Annotated in this window: 12 protein-coding genes; 7 read left to right on the plus strand and 5 right to left on the minus strand. The window is 62.9% G+C overall.

Annotation, left to right across the window (positions count from 1 at the left end; translation table 11 throughout):
• The 3 genes from BFP99_RS14425 to BFP99_RS14435 all read right to left on the minus strand — a co-directional run.
• Positions 1–2,665 (minus strand): DUF6531 domain-containing protein (locus BFP99_RS14425; RefSeq protein WP_141690773.1); only part of this gene is annotated, 2,665 nt, incomplete at its 3' end.
• A 110-nt stretch (positions 2,666–2,775) separates the two neighbouring features.
• Entirely contained in the window at positions 2,776–5,859 is a 3,084-nt protein-coding gene (locus tag BFP99_RS14430) for an efflux RND transporter permease subunit (protein WP_065947519.1), read from the minus strand.
• Between the two features lie 2 nt (positions 5,860–5,861).
• Positions 5,862–6,968, minus strand: coding sequence for an efflux RND transporter periplasmic adaptor subunit (locus tag BFP99_RS14435; RefSeq protein ID WP_065947520.1), 1,107 nt, complete (start codon positions 6,966–6,968; stop codon positions 5,862–5,864).
• Between the two features lie 100 nt (positions 6,969–7,068).
• On the opposite strand from BFP99_RS14435, the gene BFP99_RS14440 reads away from it, so the two are divergent.
• Positions 7,069–8,274: a Bcr/CflA family efflux MFS transporter gene (locus BFP99_RS14440; protein ID WP_065947521.1), complete on the plus strand. Its 1,206-nt coding sequence runs from the start codon at positions 7,069–7,071 to the stop codon at positions 8,272–8,274.
• A gap of 78 nt (positions 8,275–8,352) precedes the next feature.
• Complete coding sequence (locus tag BFP99_RS14445) at positions 8,353–10,293, plus strand: TonB-dependent receptor domain-containing protein (protein WP_065927779.1); 1,941 nt, start codon at positions 8,353–8,355, stop codon at positions 10,291–10,293.
• On the opposite strand, the gene BFP99_RS14450 is transcribed toward BFP99_RS14445, so the two are convergent.
• Complete coding sequence (locus BFP99_RS14450; RefSeq protein WP_065947524.1) at positions 10,290–11,609, minus strand: ATP-binding protein; 1,320 nt, start codon at positions 11,607–11,609, stop codon at positions 10,290–10,292. The two genes, BFP99_RS14445 and BFP99_RS14450, sit on opposite strands and share 4 nt — an antisense overlap.
• A gap of 20 nt (positions 11,610–11,629) precedes the next feature.
• Positions 11,630–12,373, minus strand: a complete 744-nt coding sequence (locus BFP99_RS14455) for a response regulator (protein WP_065927778.1) — start codon at positions 12,371–12,373, stop codon at positions 11,630–11,632.
• A 179-nt stretch (positions 12,374–12,552) separates the two neighbouring features.
• Here BFP99_RS14455 and BFP99_RS14460 point away from each other — a divergent pair, with 179 nt between their 5' ends.
• The 5 genes from BFP99_RS14460 to BFP99_RS14480 all read left to right on the plus strand — a co-directional run.
• Positions 12,553–13,419, plus strand: coding sequence for a pirin family protein (locus BFP99_RS14460; RefSeq protein WP_065947522.1), 867 nt, complete (start codon positions 12,553–12,555; stop codon positions 13,417–13,419).
• 299 nt (positions 13,420–13,718) lie between these two features.
• Positions 13,719–15,164 carry a mechanosensitive ion channel domain-containing protein gene (locus BFP99_RS14465; protein WP_065927776.1) on the plus strand — a complete coding sequence of 482 codons (1,446 nt, stop codon included), beginning with the start codon at positions 13,719–13,721 and terminating at the stop codon, positions 15,162–15,164.
• A gap of 90 nt (positions 15,165–15,254) precedes the next feature.
• On the plus strand, positions 15,255–15,872 hold the full coding sequence (locus BFP99_RS14470) for an LpxA family transferase (RefSeq protein ID WP_065947523.1): 618 nt from the start codon (positions 15,255–15,257) through the stop codon (positions 15,870–15,872).
• A 91-nt stretch (positions 15,873–15,963) separates the two neighbouring features.
• The gene (locus BFP99_RS14475) at positions 15,964–16,482 is read left to right on the plus strand and encodes a sigma-70 family RNA polymerase sigma factor (RefSeq protein WP_027607930.1); all 519 of its coding nucleotides are present in this window, start codon (positions 15,964–15,966) and stop codon (positions 16,480–16,482) included.
• On the plus strand, positions 16,479–16,704 hold a 226-nt coding region (locus BFP99_RS14480), incomplete at its 3' end, for a DUF4880 domain-containing protein (protein WP_141690775.1). The genes BFP99_RS14475 and BFP99_RS14480, both read left to right, overlap by 4 nt.

Consider the following 16,704-nt stretch of genomic DNA (forward strand, 5'->3'; position numbering starts at 1 on the left):
ATTCCCGACATGCACCGCCTGGTAATACGACGCGAACCAAGCGACCCACGCTGTCCCACTGATACTGGGTCAGCGCGCCATGCTCATCCTCGCGGGCAAGCTGCCGGCCAAGATCGTCATAGCGATAACGCTTGATCCCGCCGTTGGGCAACTGCTCCTCAACCAGTTGCCCCCGCTCATTCCACACCAGCCGCTGACAACTGTGGTCCGGGTACCAAACCCCAATCAGTTGCCCGTATTTGTCATAGCTGTAGTCGGTGACATGACCATCGGGATCGATCTTACGAATGACGTCGCCCTGGTCATTGCGCTCGTACTTCCAGACCGCCAGACCCCGCCTTACAACCCGTACGAACCCGTTGTCATGCTCGTAGGTTGTTGGCTCATCATCCCCCGGAAACAACGCCACCAAACGTCCGGCTTCGTCATACTGATACGCCGTCACCGCCCCCAGCGGATCCTGCTCAACCGTCAGCCGGCCTTTAGCATCGTAGGATTTGAAATGCTGGGCACCGTCCGGATCAATCCGCTGCACCAGCCGCGCCCGGTCGTCATGGACATACACTTCCTGACTGCCATCGGCGTTATTCAGCGTGACACGGCCGTCGTCCCCCCAGGCATACCGCGTATCCATCTGGGAAAAACTGGCCCAATGCCGAACACATCGCGCCGTTTTGCCGGACCGTTCCCATTCCCAAAAGAAACTCGCCCCACCGGCCAGTCCACGTTCAAGAATGACGTGCTGATCGTCGTAGCGATAAACCTCGCTTTCACCTACCGCATTGGTCGCCGAGACCAGTCGGCCAGCGTCGTCATAGGCGTAGGAAACAATGCTCTGCTCAGTAATCCAGACATACGGACCACGGTCTTCGGCCCGCTGCACCTGGTAGTCCACCGCCACGATGCGGTCCGATTCATAGCGCAGGAACAGCGCACACCCCGCACCGTTATCCAGCCGCTCGATCCGCCCCAGAAAATCCCGAAAAATCCGCAGCCGGTTGTCGTACGCATCGCTGATCGAGACCAGCACACCGTCGCGAAAGTGATAAAACCGCGACGCCTGGGACAGCACCAGTTCGTCCGGCGATGCGCCCAAATAGATCGCTGCTTCGGCCAGGCTATTGGTGATGGCGGGTCGAGCAACGGTCGGCATCGGAAATGAAGTAGTGCGATTCTCATGGTCCGTCCACACCACCGAATCGCCCGACACCGCAAGCCGATGCGCCAGCGAATGACTCCAGCCAAACCCCAACCCGACATCCACTTCCACCGCACTGGTGCGATATAACCGTGTCCACTCGAACGGCAAAATTCCATCCAACGTGCCGTCGGTGAGGGTGAGCAATTCCTCCCCGGTAACCATCGACACCGGGCAGCCGTTGGTGACGGTCTTATCCGAAGATGCCGTCGCATCCCCATTCGGGTTCTTCCCTGAAACTGGAACATCATCGACAGGCTCCTGCCTGACCAACACCGTCTGCTGAGTCTTCCCGCGAACCGCCGGCACCGGGTTCGAAACCACATGCTCCCCCGCCTTCAACGGCGCAACCGGGATGGTCTTGATCGACGTCGCAGGGCCACCCAGCAGAACCGGTTTGGCGAGCTCGACATGCTCATCCATGGGCGATTTTCCGAACTGCCCAGCCATGCGTTCCAACCATCGGCGCGCACGTTGAGACTTGATGCCGCCCAGCACGTTGGTACTTATTCGAACCGCCATCCCCATCCCGGCAGTGGCGAGACACAGCAACAAGTTGATCAATACGTCGGCGCTGATTTCCCCGAGCAACTCGTTCATATAGGGCGGTGGCAACAGACGCATCCAGCTGACCATTGCCGACAGATAGATGAACAGCAGCGGCTCGTCGCTGAGCACCAACAAGCCCTTGGCGAGGGCGTCGGCGCCGAGGCTCAGCAGCTTTTCAAGTTTGTCCGCTGACAGGTAGTGCAACAGTTGTTCGGCATAAGCCAGCGGGTCGCCAAGCCACTGAAACAGCTGCTTGACAGTGTCCCAGAGTGAATAAAGCGCTTCGCCGAAGCCGCGGGCATAGGCTTGATGCAGGGCGAGGTAGCGCTTGGGGAAGCTGGCTTCGGAGTAACCCTTCCACAACGGTTCGAAGGTGGTCTCCCATTCACTGCGCAACCAACTGTCCAGCGGGGCGATAACCGACTGATAAGAGGCATACAGCGCCTTGAAATGGTCTTTGGAGACGTTGGGGTAGAAGCTGACCCGGTACTGCTGGTTGCGATCACACTCGGTGATTTCGAGGATGCCGCTGGGGCCGATGGTCTTGTGGATCGGCTCGCCCAGGGGGCCGCCCTCTGGATCGATGCGTTGCACCATCACGGGCGTATTGCCAATGGGCACGAACCGAGCGCTCTGGAACATATGCACCAGGGTCAACGTGCCGTTTGCCTGGCACATTGCGGTCGTGCTGCTGGGAAGGATGGCGCGGTTGATCGGCGCGATGAGCGCCACTTCATCCCCGACCTTGAAGACCTGTTCGATATCCAGGGCCGAAAAGCTAAAGAAGCTTTCCGCCCAGGTCTCGTAGGTATTGAGGCAGCGCCCGAAGTCGCTGAGAACGGATTCGACGTCCCGCGTCTTTGAATCCATGGCGGCCAGCACCAGGTAGCCAATGGCTTGGCGGGTCACCTCGATCATGAAACAGCCCCTTCAACCGGGGCTTTAACGAAAACCACCATCTGCAATCCCTCGCACTGTGTATTCAGGCGAGGGACTTTGCAGCGGTTTTCAGGGCAGGGGAGTAGCGCTTATCCGGCGCTTACGTGGGGCGTTTCGACAATTTTTGTCTTCTCCCGCCCCAGCACCAGGCTGCACAGCGCCGGCAGAAACAACAGCGTCAACACCGTGCCCACCACCACCCCGCCAATCAGCACGAATGCCAGGGACGACCAGAACACCGACAACGTCAGCGGAATAAACGCCAGCGCCGCCGCCAGCGCGGTCAATATCACCGGCCGCGCGCGCCGCACCGTGGCCTCGACAATCGCCGCGTGGATCGCCATGCCATGCTCCTGGTTCTGGCGGATCTGGTCGGTAAAGATCAACGTGTTGCGCATCAGGATCCCGCCGATCCCGATCAAGCCCAGGATCGCGTTGAACCCGAACGGCTGGTTGAACAGCAGCAAGGTCGGCACCGCGCCAATCAAGCCCAGCGGCGCGGTGGCGAAGACCATGAACATCACGCCGAAGGAACGCACCTGGAACATGATCACCGTGAGGGTCAGCAGGATCATGATCGGGAACAGCGCCGCCAGCGCAACGTTGGCCTTGGCGCTTTCTTCCACCGGGCCGCCGATGTCGATCCGGTAACCGGCCGGCAGCCGGGCGATCAGCGGTTGCAGGTCTTTGTACACGGCCATTTCCACGTCGGGCGGTTGCACGCCGTCGATGATGTCGGCACGCACTTCCACGGTGCTCGCGCGGTTGCGGCGCTTGAGGATCGGCTCTTCCATCACCGCCTGGAACTGCCCGACCTGGGCCAGGGGCACCGACGTGCCGGCGCTGTTGGTCAGGGTCATGTTGTTGAGGTTGCCGAGGTTCTCGCGCTGGTTGCCCTGGGCGCGGGCGACCACGGACACGGTGCGGTTGCCCTCACGCACTTCGGTGATCGGGTTGCCGCTGAGCAAGGCGTTGAGCTGGGATTTGACCTCGTTGGGGGTAAAACCGAGCAGGCGCAGGCGGTCTTGATCCAGCACCAGGCGATAACCGCTGGTGCGCTCGCCCCAATCGAGAAAGGCGTCCTTGGTCAGCGCGTTGGCGGCAACGACCTTGCGCACGTCCTCGGACACGCCGCGCAGTACCTCCACATTGGGGCCGGACACGCGGAACACCACGGGGAAGGGCACCGGCGGGCCGAACAGCAACTGGGTGACCCGCACCCGCGCCGCCGGAAACTCACCGGCCGCAATTCGCTCACGCATGCGCAGCTTCAAGGCGTCACGGGCGTGAGAGTCCGGCGTCTGCACGATCAGCTTGGCAAACGCCGGGTCCGGCATTTCGGGGTTCAGCGACAGGAAGAAACGCGGTGCACCACCGCCCACATAGGTGTCGACCATGCTGGTCTGCGGCTCTTGCAGCAGCGCCTTTTCCAACTGCGCTGCCACCGCCTCGGTGCTCTTGAAGGCACTGCCGGGCGGCATATACACCTCAAGAATCAGCTCGGAACGGTCGGAGTTGGGGAAGAACTGTTTCTTCACCACGGCCATGCCCAGTACGCACAGTACAAAGGCAGCGATCACCAACCCGGTCACCAGCCAACGCCTGCGTACGCAGGCTTCGACCAAATCACGCAGTTTCTGGTAATAGCGCCCGGCGTAAATCGCGTCGTGGCCACCGGGCACCGGTTTGATCTGCGGCAGCAACTTCACACCCAGGTACGGCGTGAACACCACCGCCACCAGCCAGGACGAGATCAGCGCAAAGCCGACGATCCAGAAGATATTGCCGGCGTATTCCCCCGCACCGGACCGTGCAAATCCCACCGGCAGAAAGCCGATGATCGTCACCAGCGTACCGGTGAGCATCGGCGCCGCCGTGGAGCTCCAGGCGAAGGTGGCTGCATGAACCCGGTCAAAACCTTCCTCCAGTTTTACCACCATCATTTCAATGGCGATGATGGCGTCATCCACCAGCAGGCCCAGGGAAATGATCAGTGCACCCAGGGTAATGCGGTCGAACTCACGCCCGGTGAGCAGCATGATCACAAACACCACCGACAAGGTCAGCGGCACCGCAGCCGCCACCACCAGGCCGACGCGAAAGCCCAGGGCCAGCAGGCTGATGAGCATCACCACCGCCAGGGCAACGAAGAATTTGAGCATGAATTCATTCACCGCCAGGCTGATGTTTTTCGCCTGGTCGGAGACTTTGGCGAAGTTCACGCCCAACGGCAGGTCCGCCTGGATCCGGGCTTCCTCGGCCTTGAGGCTTTTGTCCAGCTCCAGACCGTTCCAGTGTTTTTCCATGATCACGCCGAGCATCAGCGCCGGGTCGCCCTGGTGGCGGATGCGGTAGCTGGGCGGGTCTTCATAACCGCGGCTGACGCTGGCTACATCGGCAATGCGCAGCACGCGACCGTTGACTTCCAGGGGCACGTTTTCGATCAGCGCCAGGCTATCGAAGGCACCGTCGATACGGATATAGGCGCGCGCGCCTGCGGTTTCGACAAAACCTGACGGGGCCACGGCGTTCTGCGCGGCGAGGGCAGCGAAGATCTGCTCCGGCTTGATCCCCAGGGTCGCCAGGCGCTCATAGGAGAACTCGACAAAAATCCGCTGGGCCTGCTCGCCGAGGATATTGACCTTCTTCACCCCCGGCAGGTTGAGCAGGCCCTGGCGCAACTCCTCGGCCATCTGCACCTGTTGCCGATGGGGCAAGTGCTCGGCCTCCAGGGCGTACAGGGCGAAGTACACATCGGAATATTCATCGTTGAAGAACGGCCCGATCACCCCGTTGGGCAGCCTCGCGGCTTCATCGCTGAGTTTTTTGCGCGTCTGGTAGAACAGCTCCTGGATTTCGCTGGGGCGCGTGGACTCCTTGTAGGTCATGCGCATCGACACAAAGCCTGGCTGGGCGATGGTCTCGACGCGGTCGTAGTAGTCCAGTTCCTGCAGGCGCTTCTCCAGGCGGTCGGCCACCTGCTCCTGCATCTCCTGGGCAGTGGCGCCGGGCCAGGCGGCGGTAATGGTCATGACCTTGACGGTAAACGAGGGGTCTTCGGCGCGTCCCAGTTTGCCGAACGAGAAGATCCCGGCGGCGAGGATCGCAATGATCAAAAACAGCGTGACTGCGCGGTGCTTGACCGCCAGTTCCGAGAGGTTGATGCCGCGCATGCTCATTGGTCCTGTTTGCGGTTGAGGGCCAGCACCTGGGCGGGCAACAGGCGCACCGCGTCGCCACCGTGCAACAGGTGCGCACCGAGGGCGACGACGACCTGGCCGGGGTTCACGCCGCTGTTGAGCAGGGCGTCTTCCTGGCCGAGGCTGGCGACCTTGACGGCGGCGAAGCTGACCTTGTCATCCGCGCCGATCAACCACACACCGGTGCCTTGCCCTGCATCGTGCAAGGCGCCGATCGGTACGCGGGTTTGTTGTGCCTGGCCGTCGCCTTGCAGGCGCACGGTGATGGTCGAGCCGAGGGCGAAGCGCTCGACGTTACCGTGCAGCACATAACGGGCGCGGTAGGTGCGGGTGGTGGGATCGGCGCTGGCCGACAGTTCGCGCAAGGTCGCCGTCACCGCCTGGTCCGGGGCGCCGAAGGGGAAGGCCAGGGCTTTTTGCGCGGCCTGGTCGCGCTGGTTTTCCGGCAGGTTGACGATGGCTTCGCGGGCACCGTCATGGGCCAGGCGCGCGACGATTTGCCCTTCGGCGACCACTTGGCCGCGGTCCACCCGCACGTCGGTGATGATGCCGTCGCCATCGGCCTTGAGCACCGAATAAGTGCGGCGGTTCTCGATCTGACTGGCGTCGGATTGCGCCGCGGCCAACTCGGCCTCGGCCACGCGCAAGTTAGTCGCCGACTGGTCGAAGATCTGTCGTGACACGGCACCGGTACTGGCCAGGCGCTGGTAGCGGTTTTCATCGTCACGGCGCTGACGCAGTTGTGCCTGGGCGGCGTTGACGCGGTTTTTCGCCGAACGCAGGGCCAGCTCGAAGTCGCCGATGTCGAGCACCAGCAGGGTGTCGCCACGGGAAACGTGCTGGCCGGGGTCGACCTTGCGTTCGATGACCTTGCCGCTGACCCGGAAGCCCAGGTCGCTTTCCGTACGCGCAGCCACCACGCCGGTATAGGCGCTTTGCTGAGTGCCGGCGGCTTCGACCTTGGCGGCGAGTACCGGACGCGGTTGCGGCGCTTGGGCGGCGGTGTCGGCCTGGCTGTTGCAGCCGCTGAGGATGATCAACAGGGCCAGGGGCGTGAGAAGGCGCGAGGGGAGAGGGATCATGTCGGGCTCCGGGGATTACCATTGGGCAAAAAATTATGGACATAATTTTTTACGCATATTATGGTCGAAATATAAATAAATCCAGCCTCGGATAATCCCCATGTCGAACGCCCCGGCCCCATCGCGAAGCTTGTTGTTTTTACTGGTGGCCTTGACGGCGCTGGGTGAAGTCTCGACCCAATTGATCATTCCAGGCTTGGGTCTGATCGAGCACGCCCTGTTGGCGCCACCGGGGTCGGCACTGATGGCCCTGTCGGCGTTCGTGGCCGCCTTTGGCCTGGGGCAACTGCTGTTCGGCCCGCTGTCGGACCGCATCGGCCGCCGTCCGGTGCTGCTCGGCGGGCTGTTGCTGTATGTGCTGGCGACCTTGTCGATGCTGCTGGTCAATGACATCCAGCAATTTATCGCCGCTCGCGTCGTGCAAGGCCTCGGCGCCTGCGCTGCGCTGGTACTGGCGCGTACCGTGGTGCGTGACGTGTGGAAGGCCGAGGCGGGGCCGGCGCTGGCGCTGACCATGATCGGCATGCTGTACGCCATCGTCGTCGCACCGATGGTCGGCGGCCTGCTGATCAAGCTGCTGGGCTGGCGTGCGCCGATCCTGCTGGCACTGGTGATTGGCAGTGGGGTGCTGCTGCTGGCGCTGCTGTTCTTTCGCGAGAGCAACCACTTCCTCGACCCCAAGGCCGGCCACTGGCGCACCCTCGGCGGGCAATACCTGGACCTGCTCAAGGGCCGCCAGTACCGCGCGTTCGCCGTGGCGCTGGCGTGTACCTATGGCGCCATGTTCGCGGTGATCGCCGGTTCCTCGGCGGTGTATATCAATCTGTTGGGCTTGAGCAGCCTGGAGTACGGCATCAATTTTGGCCTGATCGTGTCGATGCTGATCATCGGTTCCACCTACACCCGACGCAACATCCAGCGCCTGGGGCCGCAACGGATTGTGGCGATGGGCGTGACGCTGGTAGCCATGGGCGGGATTGCCGCACTGGTGATTTATGCGCTGTTTGGCCTGTCGGTGCTGGGCCTGGATATTCCCATTGCGCTGGCGACCCTCGGCGGCGGCCTGGTATTGCCCGGGTCTGTGACCGGAGGGGTCATGCCCAACGCTCACCGTGCCGGTTTGGCGGCCGGCTTGATGGGCTTTGCGCAGATGTTCGGCGCGACCTGCAGCGGCCTGTTACTGAGCCATCTGCGTGACGGCAGTGCAACACCGATGATCGTGATCCAGGCGTGTTTTGCCGTGACGGCTTTCGTGGCCTTCCATCTGTTGCGTGAGCGCCGTACCGCAGAGGTCGCGGCGGCTTGAGCTGTCACACTTTGTCCAAGTTATTCGGGGCTGGATGATTACGATTCTCTTTTGAGTCTAATCCGAAGGTCTTCGCCCATGCTGCCTGCTTTTCGTTTCTCGCCCCTGGCCCTGCTGGTTGCCGCCAGTCTTCATGCCCACGCCGATGAGCCTGTTGCACTGGAACTCAATGATGTAGTGGTGACTGCATCCGGTTTTGCGCAAAGTGCGGAAGACGCACCGGCCTCGGTCACCGTGATCGATGGCGAGGCGCTGCGTCGCAAGTCCTACCGCGACCTCGGCGACGCGGTTAAAGATGTGGAAGGCGTGACCGTCAACGGCGGAGCGAATGAAACCGACATCTCCATCCGGGGCATGCCGGCCGACTACACCCTGATCATGGTCGACGGCAAGCGCCAGAGTGCGCGGGAATCGCGGGTCAACGGCAACAGTGGCTACGAACAGAGCTTTGTGCCACCCGCCGCGGCCATCGAGCGGATTGAAGTGGTGCGCGGGCCGATGTCGTCACTGTACGGCTCGGATGCCATCGGCGGGGTGATCAACGTGATTACGCGCAAGGTCTCACCGACCTGGGGCGGCTCCATCGGGTATGACTACTCGGCGCGTCAGCACAGTGACCAGGGTAATGCACGCCAGACCCAGTTCTACCTCAGTGGTCCGCTCAAGGAAGATTTCCTCGGTTTGCAGGTGTGGGGCCGCTACCTGGATCGCCAGGCCGATGACGACATCGAGCAGACCAATGGCTTCAGCAAGGCTGACCACCGGGACCTCACCGCGCGCCTGGCCTTCACCCCCACTATCGACCACGACATCCTGCTGGAAGCCGGCGCCACGCGCTTGAAGAATGGCGACGGCATGAGCGCCAACTGGGCCACCCGCGAACAGGAAAACAACCGCGATCACTGGTCGCTGTCCCACCAGGGCCGCTGGGGCTGGGCCACCTCGGACATTGCCTTGTCCCAGGAAACCTCCAGCCGTGAAGGCAAGGCGACACCGGCGCAGACTGACATCTACGGGCGCAAACCCGAGATCAAGAACAGCGTGTTTGACGCCAAGCTGGTGGTGCCCACCGCCCATAACGTCAGCACCGTGGGCGTGCAATGGAATAAAAGCGAGCTCACCGACTGGAACCAGGGCCTCGGTGACCGCGTCGACTATAAATTCTCGGTGGTGCAAAAAGCCCTGTTCGCGGAAAACGAGTGGTCGATGACCGACAGCTTCGCCCTGACCACCGGCCTGCGCCTGGATGAGCACGAAGAGTACGGCGCCCACCTCAGCCCGCGGGTCTACGGGGTGTGGCGCGCCACCGAGCAGTGGACGTTCAAGGGCGGTGTTGCACGTGGCTTTAAGGCCCCCGAGCTGCGTGCGGTCGTCGAGGATTACGCCTACCTGCGCCGCAACCGCTTCGTGATGTTCGGCAACCCGGACCTCAAGCCCGAGACCAGCACCAACTATGAAGTCTCGGCGCTGTGGAGCAACCGCGACAACCTGTCCGGCGGCGTGACGCTGTTCTACAACGACTTCCAGGACAAGCTTTCCACCGTCACCACCGACCGGCGCTGGAACGGCTACACCATCATGGAGCGGGTCAACGTCGACAAGGCGATCATCCAGGGCGTTGAGCTCAACGGCCAATGGGACATCAACCCCAGCGTGCTGCTCAAAGCCAACTACACCTACACTGACTCCGAGCAGAAAAGCGGCGCCAACAAAGGCGCGCCCCTGGCCCTCACCCCTGAGCAAAAAGCCAATGTGCGTACCGAGTGGACCATTAACGATCGCACCCAGGCCTGGGCTTCGCTGAGCTACTACGGCGAGGAAACCGGCAACACCATCACCACCGACGAACCGGCGCCGGGCTACACCACCGCCGACCTGGGCGGCTCCTATGACGTGAGCGATTCGTTGACCCTCAACGCCTCCCTGAACAACCTCACCGACAAGCGCCTGGACGATGAAACCTATGGCACGGTGAACTACGGCCGCACCCTGTGGATGGGCGCCACGCTCAACTTCTAGAGCGCGGTGGGCAATCGCACCACCGCGCACAGGCCGGCCGGTGGGCGATTCTCCAAGACCAGTTCACCGCCATGGGCCTGGATGCACGACCGTGCGATCGCCAGGCCCAGCCCCACGCCGCCGTCACTGACACCCCGTTGTACGAAGGGCTCGAAGACTTTGCTCAACCACGCCTCGGGTAGACCTTGGCCGTGGTCGAGAATCTCGATGCGCAGCCAGCCGTTGTCCTCGCGAACCAGGCTCAGGTCGGCATCGCCGGCATGGCGCAGGGCGTTGTCAATCAGGTTGGTCAGTGCACGTTTGAGCGCCAGCGGGCGGCAGGTCAGCAGCAAGGGCGGTGCGCCGGCCCAGGTGACGGGCTGCTGAAGGCGTTGGTAACGCTTGGCCAGGTCATCCAGCAGGTCGTTCAATGAAGTCGTAGCGGTAGGTTCCTGCACCGTGTCATCGCGCACGAAATTCAGGGTTTCACGCACCATGGCACTCAATTCCGCGAGGCTTTCGAGCATGTCATCGCGGGCTGCGCCGGGCTCCAGCAATTCCACTTGCAGGCGCAGTTCGGTGATCGGCGTATTCAAGTCATGGCTGACCGCTGCGAGCATCCGCGTGCGGCCTTCGACATGCCGTGCGAGGTTGGCCTGCATGGTGTTGAAGGCGGCAGTGAGGTCGCGGGCTTCCTGTGGGCCGGTTTCCGGCAGCGGGGCGATCCATTCACCGCGGCTGACGCGCTCGGTGGCCTTGGCCAGGGTCTTGATCGGGCGCACCACGCGGGCAATGAAAAACATCACGATCAGCAGCACCGGCAGGGTCGTCACCGGCAGGCTGTAGGCCAGGACGCGACCCCATTCATAGGCGCCGGCGGGGTATTGCACGGCATTCAGGTAGGTACCGTTGGGCAGCGGCACGCTGCTGCGCAGGCGCAACGGCGCCCAGCCGGCGGGGCTGAACACATGGGTGCGGGCGTCGGCGCCGCTGATGCGTTCCAACTGCATGCCGATGGCGGCGGCGTTATCCAGCTGTAATTGGCGGCGCAGCTCGTTGGCCAGGCGCTGTTCTTCCGGGCGTTGCGCAAACGGCGCCACCTCCGGCGTGGGGCCGATCCAGAAGCGCGTGTCGTCGGTGCTCATGCCGGCCAGCAGGTGCGCGGTTTCACTCGAGGTCAGGTCGATTGCCGTGTGATGGGCAATCCCCAGGCGCTCCAGGCTGAAACTGCGCGACAGCGGGTGGATCAGGCTGCCGGTGCGCTGCAGGAACAACATCGCAATGGCGTTCGACGCCAGCAGTGCCAGCAGCAACAACAGGCTCAACTGCCGTGCCAGGGTCCGCGGCCACAGCCGGTTCAGGGCGTACATTCGCTGACCTCGGCGGCCAATAGATAACCGCCGCCCCAGATGGTGCGTAACAGTTCCGGGGTGGCATCGCCCTGGGCCAGCTTGCGGCGCAGGCGGCTGACTTGCCGGTCGATGGCGCGGTCGCTGACATCGCTGTCGGCGGCGGCGGTGAGGTCGATCAAGCGTTCGCGGGGCAACAGGGTGTTGGGGTGGGCGAGGAACACTTGCAACAGCCGGCTTTCGGCAGTGCTGAGCTGGATGGCCGGGCTGCCGTCGCGGCGCAAGGTGGCGCTGGTCACACTGAAGTGCCAGCCGGCAAACTCATAGGCCCGTGCGCCAGTGCCGGGCGCGGTGGGGCCGGTCGCGCGGCCCTGACGGCGCAGCACGCTGTTGATACGCGCCACCAGCTCCCGGGGCTCGAACGGCTTGGTGACGTAATCGTCGGCACCCAGGTCCAGGCCGCGTATGCGGTCGGCGGCAGTGTCGCGGGCGGTCAGCAGGATCACCGGGGTGTTGCTGCGCCGATGCAACTGGTTGCACAACTCAAAGCCATCGCCATCCGGCAGCAGCACGTCGAGCACCACCACATCGAACGCCTGGGTCTTGAGCAATTGCCACATGCCGGCCGCGTCTTCAGCGGTGCGCACCTCAAAGGTGTAACGTCGCAGGTACGTGGCCAAGGGTTCACGAATCTTGCGGTGGTCATCCACCACCAGTACGCGCGGTGCGGCAGGCGCAGGGGCAAACGGCATTGCAGCCCTCGAGGGTTGAGCGGGAGAGGGCGGATATTACTACGAGTCATTATCATTAACGCTGTTTTTGTGAGGCTGCAGTCGTAGATCGTCCTGCCGGTAGGACGATCAAGGTTATTTTTACCGTCTAGCGCCGAATTGCTGCGAGTTTTAAGGTGTATGCACTTTGGAGGACTACCATGAAAAAACTCATCGGCATCTACACCAGCCCTCGCGCCCATTGGGTCGGCGACGGCTTTCCCGTGCGTACGCTGTTTTCCTACGACTCGATGGGCAAGCACATCAGCCCATTCCTGCTCCTGGACCACGCCGGGCCGGCCGATTTCAACCCGACAGACCAGCGTCGCGGCGTCGGCCAGCACCCCCATCGCGGTTTTGAAACCGTGACCATCGTCTACGATGGCGAAGTCGAACACCGCGATTCCACCGGCGCCGGCGGCAAAATCGGCCCGGGCGATGTGCAATGGATGACCGCCGCCAAGGGCATCCTCCACGAGGAGTTCCACTCCGCCGCCTTCGCCCGCAGCGGCGGTGCGTTGGAGATGGTGCAACTGTGGGTCAACCTGCCCGCCAAGGACAAAATGGCCGACGCGGGCTACCAGACCATCGTCGACGGCGATATCCCCGTGCTGCCCCTGGCCAACGACGCCGGCCACCTGCGCCTGATCGCCGGTGAATTCGCCGGCACCCAGGGACCGGCGCGCACCTTCACGCCGATCGATGTGTGGGACCTGCGCCTCAACGCCGGCAAGCCCGTCACCCTCGACCTGCACGCCGGGCGCAACACTGCCCTGGTGATCCTGCGCGGCACGGTGCTGGTCAATGGCGAAGACGTCGCACGCCAAGGCCAACTGGCGTTGTTCGACCGCGATGGCCGCCAACTCATCCTGGAGGCCAACGACGACGCCAAGGTCCTGCTGCTCAGCGGCGAACCGATTGACGAGCCTATCGTTGGGCATGGACCGTTTGTGATGAATACCGAGCAGGAGATTCACCAGGCGTTTGCGGATTTCCAATCGGGTAAGTTTGGGCGGATGCAGGCCTGACGGATCACCTGAAAACCTGTGGATGCAGGTTTTCAGGGGTGAGTTGAGTGGTGGTGGCAAGCCGACTTGTTGTGGTGAGCGGGCTTGCCCCGCGCTGGGCTGCGCAGCAGCCCCAATAAACTCGACGCGGTTTTCCAGACGTTCCGAGGCAGATGGTTTCAGGGCCGCTTCGCGCCCCAGCGCGGGGCAAGCCCGCTCACCACAACAAGCCCGTTCACCACCGTTGCGCAGCAATACATTTTGTTTGCGCAACCCCCATTTCATGCGATCTTCCCGTCATTCGCCCTGGAGTCGCCTGGATGCCCTCATTTATCGCTGATCACCCGATGTTGTGCGCCGTGGCGCTGATCTTTATCGACATCGCCGTGTGGCGCCTGATCTCTGCCGACCTGGCCAATTGGAAGCTGGCTGCGCGGTTGGCGATTTTTGCCGTGTTCAGTGCCGTGCTGTTCAACGACGGCATGAACCCCATGCAACTTGCGCCCTATGCCGACAGTACCGCCTTGCACCTGGCCGCCACGGCCTTGCAGATCGGCTGGTGGCTGTTTGCGGCGCGCACGCTGACGGTGTTGCTGGGCGCGGTGATGATGCAGCGGGTGGGTCACACCGGGCGATTGTTGCAGGACCTGATGGGCGCGGTGATTTTCCTCATCGCGATCATCGCCGCCATGGCCTACGTGCTCGACCTGCCGGTCAAGGGAGTGCTGGCCACCTCCGGTGCGGTGGCGATCATCGTCGGCCTGGCGTTGCAAAGTACCCTGAGCGATGTGTTTTCTGGGATCGTGCTCAACACCACCAAGCCTTATCAGATCGACGACTGGATCTCCATCGACGGTACCGAAGGGCGGGTCACCGACATCGACTGGCGTGCCACGCGCCTGCAAACCTCCCAGGGCAGCCTGGCGGTGATCCCCAACTCCCTGGCGGCCAAGGCCAAGATCATCAACTTTTCGCGCCCGGCGGATATGTTCGGCCTGGCGGTCAGCCTGCAGGTCAGCCCCCATGCGCGCCCGCAAACCGTGATCGAGGCGCTGGAGCGTGCGATGCAGGGGTGTCGGCCACTGTTGGCCAAGCCGGCGCCGAGCGTGGCGTTCAAGACCTCTGCCAGTGGCGGCGTGGAGTATGAAATCAGCGGCTTCGTGCCAGCCATGGCCCTCAAGCGCGAGGTGCGCAACCAGCTCTATGACCTGGCGTTCCGGCACCTGCAAGCGGCGGGCGTGGCTGTGCTGTCCGCCACCGAAAGCAGCGCGCCGCCGGCCATGTCCGCCGCGCGGGCGTTGCTGGAGCGTTCATCGATTTTCTCCACCCTGCGCCAGGAAGAGAAAGACACCTTCAGCCAGAACATGACCCTGCACACCTACCGCGCCGGCGAGATGATCCTGCCGGCGGGGGAGGTCAGTGATCATTTGTTTATCGTCGAGTCCGGCGTGGTCTCGGTGATGTTGACCAAGGGCGGCCATGTATTCGAAGCCGGGCGCATGGGGCCGGGAGAAGTGATTGGCGAGGCCGGGATCCTGTCCGACCAGGCCGTGCTGGCGGACTTTTCCGCCAAGACGTTCTGCACGCTGTACCGCATCGAGAACGAATACCTGAAACCGTGCCTGGACGCGCGCCGCGACATTAGCGAGGCGATGAAGGCACTCTTGGAATTCCGCCTGCATGCCGCCCAGGTCCTGACCCAGGACGCGCCGGTGGTGCCGGTGAAGAAGGGCTTTTTGCAGTGGCTGCGCAAGCGCGGTCTGTGAGAGGCGAGGGCCTGGAAGTGCTGTACTCGAGGTCGAATGATCGCCAATGTGGGTTTTCTTGACTGTCTCTGACCACGTGAGGGCTCGACCTTGATTCGACTCACCGACTACATCGCCAACCTTGCTCAATCCCCCCTGGCCCCGTGGGCCGGCCTGGCGCCCTGGGCCCTGGTCGCCCAGGCGCCGGCCGTTGTTCGCCAGATGCTCGCCGAACTGCCGGCCGACGAGTACAGCGTGAAGGACGAAGTCGCCATCCACCGTACCGCCATCGTCGAACCCGGTGCCTTGCTCAAGCCGCCCCTGATCATCGGCGCCCATTGCTTTATCGCCAGCGGCTCGCTGCTGCGGGGTGGTTGCTGGGTGGATGAGCACTGCATCATCGGCCCCGGCGCCGAACTGAAAACCACCTTCATGTTCAGTGGCAGCAAGCTGGCCCACTTCAACTTTGTCGGTGATTCAGTGCTGGGCCATGGGGTCAACCTCGAGGCGGGAAGTATCGTCGCCAACTACCGCAACGAGCGGGACGACAAGGAAGTGCTGGTGCGGGTCGACGGGGTATTGCAGCGCTGCGGTTGCGACAAGTTTGGCGCGTTGCTGGGGGATCAATGTCGGATCGGCGCTAACGCGGTGCTGGCGCCTGGGGCGCTGTTGGTGCCAGGCAGTGTCGTGGGGCGTGGGCACGTGTTTGATGCCGAGGCGTCTGTATAAACGCGAAGTTGAAAAGATCATGGTGTCCCGGCACGATATTAAATAGAATGAATCTCATTTGAGACTCAGTCGCGCCGTGCAGGTTGTTGCCATGAATGATGCTGTTGTCCCCACGCACGCTCCTGAACTGACGCTATCGAGCTTGTACCGTGACCATCGCAGTTGGCTGGAAAGCTGGCTGCGGCGACGCCTGGGCAATGCCTGGGATGCGGCCGACCTGAGCCAGGATACGTTCCTGCGGGTGCTTGCCAGTGCGCAGCCGATTGCGCAGATGCAGGAACCCCGGGCGTACCTGGTGACAGTGGGCAAGCGCCTGCTGGTGAATTTCCATCAGCGCCGCAGCCTCGAACAGGCGTATCTGAATGCCCTGGCTACCTTGCCCGACACCTGTGTGCCGTCGCCCGAACAGCGCTGGCTGGTGCTGGAAACCCTGCAAGCCCTGGATGAATTGCTCGACGGCTTGCCCGTGCTGGTGCGCCGTGCGTTTCTATGGAGCCAGCTGGAAGGCCTGGGTTACCGCGAGATTGCCGAGCGCCTTGACGTGTCCGAACGTACGGTGAAGCGCTACATGGCCCAGGCCTACGAGCATTGCCTGCTGGTGGAGCTGTGAGCCGCGACGTCGCGCGCGCCGCCGCCCAGTGGCTGGCGCTGCTCGAATCCGGCGCGGCCACCGAGGGCGATCACGCCGCCTTGCAGCACTGGCGCGACAGCCATCCCCAGCATGAACAGACCTGGCAAAGAGCCCAAACCCTGCGCCAGCGTTTCAGCGATTTGCCCCAGGCGCTCGCCATGGCCAGCCTCGACCGCCCGCAACCGGGGCGACGTGCCGTGC

Source organism: Pseudomonas sp. 1 R 17 (assembly GCF_900067035.1).
GTDB lineage: Bacteria > Pseudomonadota > Gammaproteobacteria > Pseudomonadales > Pseudomonadaceae > Aquipseudomonas > Aquipseudomonas marginalis.

What these genes read in the sequence shown, in the direction of transcription:
- BFP99_RS14430 (WP_065947519.1), bottom strand. Translation starts at nt 5,859, where the DNA reads ATGCGCGGCATCAACCTCTCGGAACTGGCGGTCAAGCACCGCGCAGTC.
- BFP99_RS14435 (WP_065947520.1), bottom strand. Translation starts at nt 6,968, where the DNA reads ATGATCCCTCTCCCCTCGCGCCTTCTCACGCCCCTGGCCCTGTTGATC.
- BFP99_RS14440 (WP_065947521.1), top strand. Translation starts at nt 7,069, where the DNA reads ATGTCGAACGCCCCGGCCCCATCGCGAAGCTTGTTGTTTTTACTGGTG.
- BFP99_RS14445 (WP_065927779.1), top strand. Translation starts at nt 8,353, where the DNA reads ATGCTGCCTGCTTTTCGTTTCTCGCCCCTGGCCCTGCTGGTTGCCGCC.
- BFP99_RS14455 (WP_065927778.1), bottom strand. Translation starts at nt 12,373, where the DNA reads ATGCCGTTTGCCCCTGCGCCTGCCGCACCGCGCGTACTGGTGGTGGAT.
- BFP99_RS14460 (WP_065947522.1), top strand. Translation starts at nt 12,553, where the DNA reads ATGAAAAAACTCATCGGCATCTACACCAGCCCTCGCGCCCATTGGGTC.
- BFP99_RS14465 (WP_065927776.1), top strand. Translation starts at nt 13,719, where the DNA reads ATGCCCTCATTTATCGCTGATCACCCGATGTTGTGCGCCGTGGCGCTG.
- BFP99_RS14475 (WP_027607930.1), top strand. Translation starts at nt 15,964, where the DNA reads ATGAATGATGCTGTTGTCCCCACGCACGCTCCTGAACTGACGCTATCG.